This is a genomic window from Polaribacter sp. 2305UL8-11, assembly GCF_058147165.1.
Genome location: NZ_JBYVJW010000012.1, coordinates 43,273 through 57,491 on the forward strand (window position 1 = coordinate 43,273; position 14,219 = coordinate 57,491).

Below are 14,219 nucleotides of genomic sequence, written 5' to 3' on the forward strand. Positions count from 1 at the left end.
TTTGATTAACTTTGCGTTTTTCTGTAAAATCCGCACTTTTGAAAGACCAAGAATACATAGAAGTTTACGGAGCAAGAGCTCATAATTTAAAGAATATAGATGTAAAAATTCCGCGAGAAAAACTTGTTGTAATAACAGGTTTGAGTGGAAGTGGAAAATCTTCTTTAGCTTTTGACACTATTTATGCAGAAGGTCAAAGACGATATATAGAAACATTTTCTGCGTATGCAAGACAGTTTTTAGGCGGATTAGAAAGACCTGATGTTGATAAGATTGACGGACTTTCTCCAGTAATTTCAATAGAACAGAAAACCACCAACAAAAGTCCACGTTCTACTGTTGGAACTATTACAGAAATTTACGATTTTTTAAGGCTACTCTTTGCAAGAGCTGCAGATGCTTATTCTTACAACACTGGCGAAAAAATGGTGAGTTATTCTGATGAACAAATCAGGCAACTCATTTTAAAAGATTTTGCTGGTAAAAAAGTAGCCATTTTAGCACCTTTAATCAAATCTAGAAAAGGGCATTATCGTGAATTGTTTGAGCAAATTTCTAAACAAGGTTTTGTTAGAGTTCGAGTTGATGGAGAAATCAAAGAAATAGAAAAAGGAATGCGTTTAGATAGATATAAAACGCATGACATAGAGGTTGTTATTGATAGGTTAGCAATAAACGAATCTGCTGAAAAACGCTTGGAAGAAACCATAAAAACGGCTTTATATTCTGGTAATAATATAATGATGGTAATTGATGTTGATGATCATAATCCACGTTATTTTAGTCGTGAATTAATGTGCCCAACAACAGGAATTGCTTATCCGAATCCAGAGCCAAATACGTTTTCTTTTAACTCGCCAAAAGGAGCTTGTAATTCTTGTAATGGATTAGGAATTACAAATGAAATCAATCTTAAAAAAGTGATTCCAGACACTTCTGTTTCTATAAAAAATGGCGGAATTATCCCTTTAGGTGAACAAAAAAATAGCTGGATTTTTAAGCAACTTCAAAACATTGCAGAGCGTTACAAATTTAAACTAACAGATGCCATAAAAGACATTCCTAAAGAAGCTCTAGACATCATTTTAAATGGTGGTAATGAGTCTTTTGAGATACAATCTAAAACAGTTGGAGTTACCAGAAATTATAAAATTGATTTTGAAGGAATTGTAGCCTTTATCAACAGTCAATACAACAATGCAGAAAGTACTTCTATAAAACGTTGGGCAAAAGGTTTTATGGATGAAGTTTCTTGTGCTACTTGCTCTGGAAAACGTCTTAAAAAAGAAGCACTTCACTTTAAAATTACAGATAAAAACATCAGTGATTTAGCTCAAATGGATGTAACTGAGTTGGCTGCTTGGTTTAAAAATATTGAAACAAATTTATCTGAAAAGCAACTTACAATTGCATCAGAAATATTAAAAGAAATTAGAACCAGAATTCAGTTTTTATTAGATGTTGGCTTAGATTATTTAACCTTAGACAGAACCTCTAAATCACTTTCTGGTGGAGAAGCACAAAGAATTCGTTTGGCAACCCAAATTGGCTCTCAATTGGTGGGAGTTTTATATATTTTAGATGAGCCAAGTATTGGTTTACATCAAAGAGATAATCAAAAACTGATAGATTCTTTAATAAAATTACGCGATGTTGGTAATTCTGTTTTAGTGGTTGAACATGACAAAGACATGATGGAACATGCAGATTTTGTTTTTGATATTGGACCTGGAGCAGGAAGACATGGAGGAGAAATTGTAAGTGCAGGAACTTTTAAAGAATTAAAAAAACATAAAACGCTTACTTCAGATTATTTAACAGGTAGAAAAGAAATTGCAGTTCCTAAAAAAAGACGAGTAGGAAATGGAAAAACCATTAAACTAAAAGGTGCTTCTGGCAACAACTTAAAAAATGTTTCGGTTGAATTTCCTTTAGGAAAAATGATTTGTGTAACTGGTGTTTCTGGAAGTGGAAAATCAACACTAATCAACGAGACTTTATACCCAATTTTAAACGCCCATATTTACAGAGGAGTAAAAAAACCAATGCCTTATAAAAAGATTGAAGGCTTAGAACACGTAGATAAAGTTATTGATATAGACCAATCTCCAATTGGTAGAACTCCACGTTCTAACCCAGCAACCTACACCAAAACTTTTGATGAAATTAGAAGTTTATTTGCCAAAACTCCAGAAGCTGCAATTCGTGGTTACAAACCTGGGAGATTTTCTTTTAACGTAAAAGGAGGACGTTGTGAAACTTGTCAAGGAGGAGGAGTTCGTGTGATAGAAATGAATTTTTTACCTGATGTTCATGTAGAATGTGAAACCTGCCAAGGAAAACGTTTTAATAGAGAAACTTTAGAAATTCGTTACAAAGGAAAATCTATTTCTGACGTTTTAAATATGACTATTGAAGATGCTACAAACTTCTTTGAAAACATCCCAAAAATCTATAGAAAACTAAAAACCATTAAAGATGTTGGTTTAGGCTATATTACTTTAGGACAGCAATCTACCACACTTTCTGGTGGAGAAGCGCAAAGAATAAAATTAGCTTCAGAACTCTCTAAAAGAGATACAGGAAATACGTTTTATATTTTAGACGAACCCACTACTGGCTTGCATTTTGAAGACATTAGAGTGTTAATGGACGTATTAAACAAATTGGCAGACAAAGGTAACACTGTTTTAATTATAGAACATAATTTAGATGTTGTAAAACTCGCAGATTACATTATTGATGTTGGTATGGAAGGTGGAAAAAAAGGCGGAAAAATTTTAACCACAGGAACACCTGAGCAAGTTGCAAAACATAAAACAAGTTATACTGCTAAGTTTTTGAAAAAAGAGTTGAGCTAAATTATTTATAGCCAATTAAAATATCTTTGGCTTTTAAAACTTTTTCTACATAAGATTTAAAAGCTAAGTATTCTTCTTTTTTAATTTCTTCTAAACTTGTATTTGCTGTAATTTCTACCTTTAAAATATTTTCCTTAATTGAGCTAAATTTAATTTCATAAGAATGATTTTTAAAAGAAAACTTTTTGTTTTCTGGAATTTCAATCATTTTTTTGCCCTTAGGAATTTCTACATTGTAAGTAGTTTTATAATAATTAGCGTTTTCATAATTCTGATAAAATATAGAATATTTTCTATCCTCTAAACTAATAATATCTGCACTATAAGCGTGAGATACCATTGGTAATTTAAAAAAGGTCATAGAACCCATTTCATTCATCTTATTGTTTAAGTGTAGTGTAGAGTTATAAGACAAAATATCTTTCCCTTTTTGGGCATAAATATTTGTAATAGTGTCTAAAACCACTCCATTACCAATTCTATCTTTAAAGTCTGTTGCTATTTCTTTTTTTATCAACTCATAATTACCTTGGTTTAAAATACCAAAGTATGCAGAAGCTAAACTTCCTGTTATTTCTGAGTGTATTTGAATTTTTTGAGTTTTATTTTCATCAACTTTTAAAGAAACATTGGTTATTAAATTAGAAGGTTTTCCTTTTAAATCTGTTAAATGAAATAAATCGTATGTTTTGTTTTTATCAATTTTATATGGAATTTCTAAAGCAGTTGCATTTAATAAACTGTTTGGTATGGATTTAAAAGGCAAGTTATTGTCTGTTAATTCTAAGAACTGATCTTCTCCATTTAATTTTACTTTTACAATGCAATGATTAAAGTCTTGAGAAGGCAAAACAATAGATTTCTTCCCATAATCTGAGGTTAATACCAATACCAAGTTCACATCTAAACCTGCTTTTCTTCCAAAAGTTGCAAATAGTGTAGAGAAATCTTTACAGTCACCCAATTTAGTAGCTATGGTTTTTGCTGGTTTTTGCGGAATAAAACCACTTTGTTTAAAATTAACAAAGCTGTAGGTAAAGTTATTCATAATATAATAGTAAATTCTTCTTGCTCTTTCTTCTTCGGAAAGTGTTAGAATATTCTTTTCAGGAAAAATTTCTTTAAACTTTTTTTCTACCTCAAAATTAAGTACAGACTGCGATCTTACTAAGTCAGAATACCAATTTGCAATATCATTCCAGGAATTGATTGTACTTATATGAACATATCTTGCAAACTCAGAATTTGATGGCATGTAATCTTCGCTTTTTGGAAGTTCTTTTGCATTTAATAACTCCCAATTATGTACCTCATATTCACCTACTTCTTTTTTAGAATAATCTAATTTACCATTTGTAACTTTTGATGCAAATTTTAAAGTTTTTGGTGCTACTAAAGTATACTTTGTTTTAAGGCAAAAACTTTCTGAATCAAATTGATAAGAATCTGTAAAGTCTTTATAAAACCTTCCTGTTCCATTAGAAGTTGTTTCATAATAAAGATGAATTACATCTCCTACTTCTAACCCATTAAAAACAAATTTAGATTTACTTTTCTCTGCTGGAACAATACTACCATCACTTTTTATAATTTCAGATTTTAAAATTGTATAGCCTCCTGTAAGTCCCAAATCATACTCTTTATAATCTTCTATTCCGTTTTTTGAAGTGATTTCATACAAGAGTAAAGATTTACTTTTTAAACTTCCTGTTTCATATAATTGTATAGCTCTATTATCTAATAATATATTGCTACCATAATTGTTATCTTTATATTTATTCCTGTTATTTTTGACATAAGTATATACATCTTGCTCTAGAAAATCAGCTAAAATATTTGCCTTTCTTTTTAAATTTTCTATTTTTTTTAAAAGAGATGTATTTCCATTATTGTAGATTAAAGATTGTTCGTAAAATTCTAAACCTTCCTCTTTTTTACCTGTTTGAATTAAAGCTGTCCCCATTAATTGCATTGCATCAAAGGAATAAGGGTAATTTTTTAAAATTTGTTCTAAATATTTTATAGATTCTTTATACTGTTTATATTTATGAAGCTTTTTAACTAATTTAAAATACATGTAATTTTCAGACGGAAAATCATTTACATAATCTTTATATAAATTAATAACATCTTCTTTACGATCTTGTTTATCATAAAAACCAACCAAACCATTTAAAATAGCAACATTAAATTTTGATTCTAAAATTTTTTCATATTCTTTAATCGCTTTTCCTTCTTCTTGGAAAATCTTATCATACAATGGAATAAATTTTTGAAGTACCATTACTCTATCTGAAGCCTCCTCTTTTATTAAATTCATGGTTTTCTTTAAAGCGACCAGATCTTCATTTCTAATATCTAAAACAAACTTTGTAACCAAACTAATTACTGGATAATCTGTAGCATTTTTAAGTTGTTCTAAATATTTTTCTAACTCTATAATATTCATACTACCAAGCTCTTTAGAGTTTGTTGCTCTTTTTAAGAGAGAATAATAGTAGTTAGGATCATCTAAAATTATGTTTTTATTAAGCTCTTTTACCAAATTAAAATTTCTTTCATAGCTATAAATAATAGATTTAAGAACTCTTAATAATGATGCCTTTTTGTAGTTTTCTATAATTGGGTTTATTACTTTATTAGCTTCTTTATACTTCTGATTTCTAAGATAAGTAGATATTAAAGCGTATTGATTTAGAAAATTTGATGGATTTTTCGCAACTTTATTTTTAAAATAATCTTCAATACTATTTGTTACTTTTTTAGGATTAACAGTTGCTAAAGAACCTTTATTATATGTTTTATAAACATTAGAAAACGTTACATTAGTTAATGGATTTCCATTAAAATCAGAAAATCTAGCTATAAAATAAGGTGTTCCATTACTTTCTGCATTTTTTATTAATAGCCTATTTGTACCTTTAGATAAGTTTACATTTACTGTATAAGCATCAATATCTGTGTTTACATCATTAATATTTTCATAAATCAAAACATCATTTAACCAAACTTTAAAAGCAGATGAATTTCCTATTCTTAACTGTACTCTTTGACTTTTATCAGATTCCACAAAGGTTTGTGCATAATGTACTCCATAACCAAATTCTGAATGATTGCTATAAAATTGATAAGATTCTTTTGTAAAATCTTTATGAGGCGTATACCAATTTACAAATCCGTTTGAATTTGCATTAAAGTCTTTTTTTGATTTTGCAATACTTTCTGGTTCATAAGAAGTATCTAATCCACTTTGATTTAAATTTTCGAAAACCCCACAAAACTGCCAATTTTTAATAACTGGAATTTTAGAAATATACTCTTTGTAGCCTTTAAAATTTTTATTATCTCTTTCTAAAATAGCTTTTAAATAAAGCAAAGCATATTTAATGGTTTTATTATTAATATCATCTGCATTAATATTTCTAATTACACTACTATTTTTAGAATGAAAACCGTTTACTAAATAATTATCAAAAAGGTAAGAGTTTGTCCATAAAGCATACAAATAGTATTCAAAATCTTTAAACTTTGTTAGTTGCTCTACAAAATTTTTAGACCCCCCATTTATAAGACCATTTTCTTTTCTCAAAATTTCTTTTTCAATAAGTGTTTCTAAAGATTTTTCGTAATCTTTTACATTTTTCTCAAAAAAAGTATAAGCTTCTTTTGTTTTATTTTTTAGTAATAAATCCCAATAACTATTAAAATTATATGTTTGAGAAAACAAACTAAGTTTTGTAGAAAAAAGTAAAAATAGAATTGGTAAAAAGACCTTGAATTTCATAATATTTTTTTTTGAAAAGCAAATCTAAATAATTTAAAAAACATATTAAGGTAAATAATAGAAGTTCTTAAAAAAAGAGTTAATTTAGCAAGCCTTTTTTAGTAAAAAAGCCTTTAAATTTTTTGATTTATGACAAGTGACGATAGAAAAATAAGAGAAAAACTACAACAAAAAACCTGGAACGAAATAAAAACCAATGATTCTTGGGCCATTTTTAAAATCATGGCAGAATTTGTAGATGGTTACGAACGTTTAAGTAAAATTGGCCCTTGTGTATCTATTTTTGGTTCTGCAAGAACAAAGCCAGATCACCCATATTATAAATTGGCGGAAGAAGTTGCTTTTAAACTAACTCAAAATGGTTTTGGTGTAATTACAGGTGGTGGACCAGGAATTATGGAAGCTGGTAATAAAGGAGCAAACAGAGGTAAAGGACTTTCTGTTGGTTTAAACATAGAATTGCCTTTTGAGCAACATGACAATCCTTGGATTGACTCTGGAAAAAGCTTAGATTTTGATTACTTTTTTGTTCGTAAAGTAATGTTTGTAAAATACTCTCAAGGCTTTATTGTAATGCCTGGTGGTTTTGGTACAATGGATGAATTATTTGAAGCCATTACCTTAATTCAAACTCATAAAATCGGTAGATTCCCTATTGTTTTAGTAGGAAAAAAATTCTGGAGTGGTTTATTAGATTGGATTAAAAACACACTTTTAGAAGAAGGAAATATTAGTGAAAAAGATTTAAATCTTTTTAGATTGGTAGACACTGCAGATGAAGCTATTGAGCATTTGAACAAATTCTATTCTAAATACAAGCTAAAACCTAATTTTTAAAATGTTTTTTAAAAGAGTTGTTTTATTATTTTTAGTTACTTGGCCTGTAATAACTTACAGTCAAACCAACATAAAAACCATGTTTTATAATACATTAAATTATAATTCAGACATAGAAAGCCAAAACAGAACACCTCATTTAAAAACAATTTTAGAGGCAGTGCAACCAGACTTATTTATGGTTTGTGAAATGAAAAACGAAATAGCTTCTAATTACCTTTTTAAAAATGCAGTTTTACCTTTTAAAAATAGCTTTAAAAAAGCACCTTTTAAATATAGCCAATCTCCTGCTACTAGTTTACTACAAATGGTATATTACAATTCTAAAAAATTAATTTTAGAAACAACAGCTGTCATACCAACTGGAATTAGAGATATAAACCATTACACATTTAAATTAAACACTGTAAACTCTGACACTAATCCTATTAAAATAGAAGTTTTTGTAACTCATTTAAAAGCTTCTAGAGGTTTAGAAAACAGGCAAAAAAGATTAAACTCTGTAAATAATTTTATTAGAGAGTTAGAAAGATTACCTCTTAATAGCAACATTATTTTTGCAGGAGACTTTAATTTTTATACAAGTAATGAAGAAGGCTTTTCTAAATTGATTGATAAAAATAATTCTATAAAAATTATTGATCCTATAAACAGGTTATGCCCAAAGTTTCCTGATGATGGAAAGGATTATTATGATGTTGACCATGATGCAACTTATTTTTGGAATAATAGTTCTTTTAGCGATGTTCATTCGCAATCTACAAGAACATTTACATTAACAGATGGTGCAGGTGGTGGTATGGATGATCGTTTTGATTTTATATTAATGTCCGAAAATTTAAAAACCAACACCAATTTATTTTACAAAACAGGTTCTTACAAAGCTATTGGTAATAATGGTAATTGTTACAATTCTTTTGTCAGTAGTACTAGTTGTACAGGAAATTTTTCTCAAAACTTAAGAAATGCGTTGTATCAATTTAGCGATCATCTACCTATTGTTATGGAACTAGAAACGCCACAAAATGTTTTATCTACAGATAAATACAATACTTTTAATTTTTTAAGTACAACCATTACAGCTACTCACTTAAAAATAAATACGTCTCTTTTAACAAATAAAAAAATAGTAATTTTAAATCATCTTGGACAAGTTGTAAAACAGCAATTTATTAATAGTGATAAAATTTTAAATATAGATGTTAGTAGCTTATCAAAAGGGGTTTATTATTTAAAAGCAGAATCTTACAAACCTTCGAAATTTGTAAAAATTTAATTGAAAAGAAAATATCACATATCATATTTATGTTTTTTGCTAACATTAATTTGTGCTGCACAGCAAAATTCAATAAAAATCAAAGGGATATTAGATGTAAAAAACAATCAATTAAAACTACAACAAGAGACTATTTTTTACAACAATTCAGACTCTATACTCGCAAAAGTCTATTTTCATAATTGGGCAAATAGTTTTAAAGATAGGAAAACACCACTGTCTAAAAGGTTTGTAGAAGATTTTAGAAAAGATCTTTATTTTGCTAAAAAGAAAAATTTAGGATATTCTAAAATTAAAAATGTTTCTACAAGTTTCGAAAATATTTTTTTTGATGAATTAAAAGCCCATCCAGATATTTTAGAAATTGATTTAAAAAAACCTCTAAATCCTAGCGATAGCGTAAAAATCACAACTACTTATCTTGTTAAAATACCCAATGCAAAATTTACAGGTTATGGAGTTACAAATAAAGGTTTTCATCTTCGTTTTTGGTATTTAGCACCTGCTGTTTATAAAAATGGTTGGCAATTAATGAGCAACTTAAATTTAGACGATTTATATGAAAACCCAACAAATTTTACAATTAACTTAGATGTTCCTAAACAATATATTCTAGAGAGTAACCTACATCAATACAAAACAAAAAAAGATAGTGTTACAAATTATTACTTAGTTGGTAAAAACAAAACCGATGTTCTCATTAACATTAGTAAACAACCTAAAAATAAAGTTTTCAAAACAAAAACAGTAACTGTTCATACAGATGTTTTTGACAAAGAAATAGATTCAAATTTAATGAGAGATCTTTTAAATAGAGAACTCTTATTTTTAGAAGAATATTTAGGTAAATATCCTCACCAAGATATTTATGTAGACAAAGCTACACAAAGAAAAAACCCTATTTACGGTCTAAACCAATTGCCTCGTTTTTTAAGTCCTTTTTCTGATGTCTTTAAATGGGATTTGACCATATTTAAAGCCATTTCAAAAAAATATATAGACAATACGCTTTTATTAAATAGGAGAAAAGATTATTGGCTATTAGAAGGTATCCAAAATTATTTAATGTTAGAATATGTTCAGCGTTTTTACCCAGAAATTAAGCTATTAGGTAAATTTTCTGATAAATGGCTCATCAGAAATTTTAATATTTCTAAACTAAAATTTAACGATAAATACCAATTTGTATATCAATTTACATCTAGACAATTTTTAGACCAAGCCTTAACCACTTCTTTAGACTCCTTATCTAATTTTAATAGAAGAATTGTTAATAATTACAAAGCAGGTTTAGGATTCAAGTATTTAAAAGAATATTTAGGAGGCAATGTACTTGATGAATCAATTAAAGAATTATATCAAAAAAATAGATCTAAAAATATTTCTAGTGATGTTTTTAGGCAAATTTTAGCTAAAAATACAACCAAAAAAATAGACTGGTTTTTTGGCGATTATATAAATACTAGCAAGAAAATAGATTATAAAATTACTGAGGCAAAAATTGAAAAAGACAGTATACAAATAACCATAAAAAACAAAAGAGATATAACTACCCCAGTTGCATTATATGGTATTAGCAATAAAAAAGACATTCGTTTTAAAAAATGGATTAATGATATAGATAGCACTAAAACCTTTAAAATACCTAAAGGTAATTTTGAAGATTTGGTGTTAAACTTTGAAAACATTTACCCAGAACACAACACCTTAAATAATTGGGAAAATTTAGAAAATAAACTTTTTAATAAACCTGTAAAATTTTCTTTTTTTAAAGATATAGAAAACCCCAACTACAATCAGTTTTTTTACCAACCCAATTTATCCTACAACTTTTATAATGGTATAATTTTGGGGGCAAAAATTCATAACAAACCTATTATTGCAAGAAATTTTGAATTTAAAATTTCTCCAGCCTTTGCCTTTAAGAGTAAAAATGTAATTGGTAGTTTTTCTTTTTTATACAATCAATATTTCGAAAAAACCAATATCTATAAAATAGCTTATGGAGTAGCAGGAAACAGCTTAGATTATGCACCAAATTTAACCTACAGGTCATTTATACCTTTTGTAAATCTTGTATTTAAAAGAAAGTCGTTAAGAGATGCTGGCTCTAAATTTATTACTGCAAAAATACTTCATATAGACAAAGAAGTAGCACCACAAGCTACTGAAACAGAACAAGATAATTACAATATATTTAGTTTAAGTTACAATTATAACAGAATAGATATGATTAAAGAACTTAGATATAAATTTGCTACAGAAATTGCAGAAAATTTTTCTAAAGTAGATGCAGATATTAGATATCGTTCTTTAACCACTTCAGATACTCAACTAGATTTTAGAATCTATGCTGGTGCTTTTTTAAGCAATAAAACAAGTGGAGATTATTTTAGTTTTGGATTAGATAGGCCTAATGATTATTTATTTCAGCTTAATTATTTTGGTAGATCTGAAGATTCAGGAATTTTTAGTCAACAATTTATTATTGCAGAAGGTGGTTTTAAATCTGTTTTACCCACAAGATTTGCAAATAACTACATGTTAGCTTTTAACTCTAGTGTTGGTTTGTGGAGATGGGTTGAGTTTTACAATGATGTTGCCTTTCTTAAAAATAGAGATGCACCTACTTATTTTGCTTATGAAAACGGAATTAGGCTTAATTTTATTCATAATATTTTCGAAATTTACTTTCCTATGTACTCTAATAATGGTTGGGAACTTACACAAAGTGCTTATCCTCAAAAAATAAGATTTACAATTACTGGAGATTTTGGTGCCATCTTTAATTTTTTTAGAAGAGGCTTCCTATAAACTTAATTTTTGCACTAGATTTTCATAATTTCTTTGAATTATCTTCAGTTAAAAAGTAGTTAATTACCTTAAAATTATCATATTCTTAATAAAAATTTTATTTTTTTAAATATCAACTAAAAAAGTTATATTTGCAAAACCATAAAATTTCTATAAAATGCTACAAGAAACACATTCTAAGACAAATGAAAAACTTTCTTTTGAAGACTTTAAAGCTGAAGTTTTAAATGATTATAAAATAGCAAAAGTTAGTAGAGAGTGTAGTTTATTAGGAAGACGTGAAGTACTTACTGGAAAAGCAAAGTTTGGTATTTTTGGTGATGGAAAAGAAGTACCACAATTAGCAATGGCAAAAGCCTTTAAATTAGGCGATTTTAGATCTGGCTACTACAGAGATCAAACTTTTATGATGGCTATTGGAGAGTTAACTGCACAACAATTTTTTGCAGGTTTGTATGCTCACACTAGCATAGAAGCAGATCCAATGTCTGCTGGAAGACAAATGGGAGGGCATTTTGCAACTCATAGCTTACATGAAGATGGTTCTTGGAAAAACTTAACAAAACAATACAATTCAAGTTCAGACATTTCTCCAACTGCAGGACAAATGCCGCGTTTGTTAGGTTTAGCTCAAGCATCTAAAATTTATAGAAATGAGAAAAGCGTGCAACATAAAAGTAACTTTTCTATTAACGGAAATGAAGTTGCTTGGGGTACAATAGGAAACGCAAGTACAAGTGAAGGTTTGTTTTTTGAAACCATAAATGCTGCTGGAGTTTTACAAGTACCAATGGTTATGAGTGTTTGGGATGATGAATATGGAATATCTGTACACGCAAAACACCAAACTACTAAAGAAAGTATCTCAGAAATTTTAATGGGTTTTCAAAGAGAAAATGATAAAAACGGGTATGAAATTATAGTTGTTAATGGTTGGGATTATGTACAATTAATTGATGTTTATAATAGAGCTGCAAAAATAGCAAGAGAAGAGCATGTACCAGTTTTAATACATGTAAAAGAGCTTACACAGCCTCAAGGACACTCTACTTCTGGTTCTCATGAAAGATATAAAAACAAAGAAAGATTAAATTGGGAAAAAGAATTTGATTGTATCGAAAAAATGCGTCAATGGATTTTAGATTTCGAATTAGAAACAGCATCTGGAGAAACATTAAGATTTGTAACTTCTGAAGAAGATTTAATTTTAATTGAAAAAGATGCAAAAAAAGAAGTTAGAAATGCAAAAAGAAACGCATGGACAGCTTTTATTAACGAAATAAAGATTGAAGCATCTACCTTAACGCAATTATTAGATAAAATTGCTTTAAAAAGTAAAAACAGGGTTTTTATAGAAAAGCACAAAGAAGATTTGCTAAGTATTACAGAACCTAACAGAAAAGATGTTTTATCTTGTGCTAGAAAAGTACTTCGTTATTTAAAAGATGAAAGTTTTTCTGAAAAAATACTTTTGCAAGATTTTATAAAACAAATTTTTAAAGAAGCAAAACACAAATACTCATCTTATTTATTAAGCGAATCTAGTGCTAGTGCCTTACAAGTTTTAGAAAAAGAGCCTCATTACTCTGAACAAAAAAACTCTGTAGATGCTAGAATTTTAATGAGAGACAATTTTGATGCTATCTTAAAAAAACATCCAGAAGTTGTTATTTTTGGAGAAGATGCAGGTTATATTGGTGATGTAAATCAAGGTTTAGAAGGACTTCAAGAAAAATATGGCGAAATTAGAATTTCTGATACAGGAATTAGAGAAGCCACTATTGTTGGTCAAGGAATTGGATTGGCTATGAGAGGCTTAAGACCCATTGCAGAAATTCAATACTTAGACTATTTGTTGTACGCGCTTCAAATTATGAGCGATGATTTAGCAACTTTACATTACAGAACTTTTGGTAAGCAAAAAGCACCATTAATTATTAGAACTAGAGGTCATAGATTAGAAGGTATATGGCATGCAGGTTCTCCAATGGGTGGTATTATTAATAATGTGAGAGGAATACACGTTTTAGTTCCTAGAAATATGACAAAAGCTGCAGGTTTTTACAACACACTTTTAGAGGGTGATGATCCTGCTTTAGTTATAGAATGTTTAAATGGTTATCGATTAAAAGAAGAACTACCAACTAATTTAGGAGAATTTAAAACACCAATTGGTGTTGTAGAAACAATTAAAACTGGAGTTGATATTACTGTAGTTTCTTATGGTTCTACTTTAAGACTTGTACAAGAAGCAGCAAAAGAATTGTTGCAAGTTGGCATAGATATAGAAATTGTAGATGCGCAAAGTTTACTACCTTTTGATTTGAATCATGATTGTGTAAAAAGCTTAGCAAAAACAAATAAGTTATTAGTTGTAGACGAAGATTTACCTGGAGGAGCTTCTGCATATATTTTGCAAGAAATTTTAGAAAATCAAAATGGTTATATGTATTTAGATAGCAAACCAGCCACTTTAACTGCCAAAGAACACAGAACTGCTTATGGTACAGATGGAGATTACTTTTCTAAACCTTCTACAGAAGATATTTTTGAGAAAATCTATGAAATTATGCACGATTTTAATCCAACAAAACACAAAAGCTTGTATTAAAACAACACGTTACAAAAACTTTAAAAGCTCAAAAAA

Annotated in this window: 6 protein-coding genes; 5 read left to right on the forward strand and 1 reads right to left on the reverse strand. The window is 28.5% G+C overall.

Annotated features, from left to right (window positions below; all coding sequences use genetic code 11):
* Positions 1-38 precede the first annotated feature (38 nt).
* A complete protein-coding gene (gene uvrA, locus ACY2RW_RS11715; RefSeq protein ID WP_490122913.1) occupies positions 39-2,861 on the forward strand; it encodes an excinuclease ABC subunit UvrA in 2,823 nt (940 codons plus the stop codon).
* 1 nt (position 2,862) lies between these two features.
* On the opposite strand, the gene ACY2RW_RS11720 is transcribed toward uvrA, so the two are convergent.
* Positions 2,863-6,645, reverse strand: coding sequence for a transglutaminase domain-containing protein (locus ACY2RW_RS11720; RefSeq protein ID WP_490122914.1), 3,783 nt, complete (start codon positions 6,643-6,645; stop codon positions 2,863-2,865).
* A gap of 129 nt (positions 6,646-6,774) precedes the next feature.
* Here ACY2RW_RS11720 and ACY2RW_RS11725 point away from each other — a divergent pair, with 129 nt between their 5' ends.
* The 4 genes from ACY2RW_RS11725 to ACY2RW_RS11740 all read left to right on the forward strand — a co-directional run bounded on the left by ACY2RW_RS11725 (position 6,775) and on the right by ACY2RW_RS11740 (position 14,183).
* Entirely contained in the window at positions 6,775-7,482 is a 708-nt protein-coding gene (locus ACY2RW_RS11725; protein ID WP_490122915.1) for an LOG family protein, read from the forward strand.
* A gap of 1 nt (position 7,483) precedes the next feature.
* A complete protein-coding gene (locus ACY2RW_RS11730; protein WP_490122916.1) occupies positions 7,484-8,758 on the forward strand; it encodes a T9SS type A sorting domain-containing protein in 1,275 nt (424 codons plus the stop codon).
* A gap of 36 nt (positions 8,759-8,794) precedes the next feature.
* Positions 8,795-11,572 (forward strand): gluzincin family metallopeptidase, encoded by a 2,778-nt coding sequence (locus tag ACY2RW_RS11735; RefSeq protein ID WP_490122917.1) that lies wholly within the window; start codon positions 8,795-8,797, stop codon positions 11,570-11,572.
* A 157-nt stretch (positions 11,573-11,729) separates the two neighbouring features.
* Positions 11,730-14,183: an alpha-ketoacid dehydrogenase subunit alpha/beta gene (locus ACY2RW_RS11740; protein ID WP_490122918.1), complete on the forward strand. Its 2,454-nt coding sequence runs from the start codon at positions 11,730-11,732 to the stop codon at positions 14,181-14,183.
* Positions 14,184-14,219: the final 36 nt, after the last annotated feature.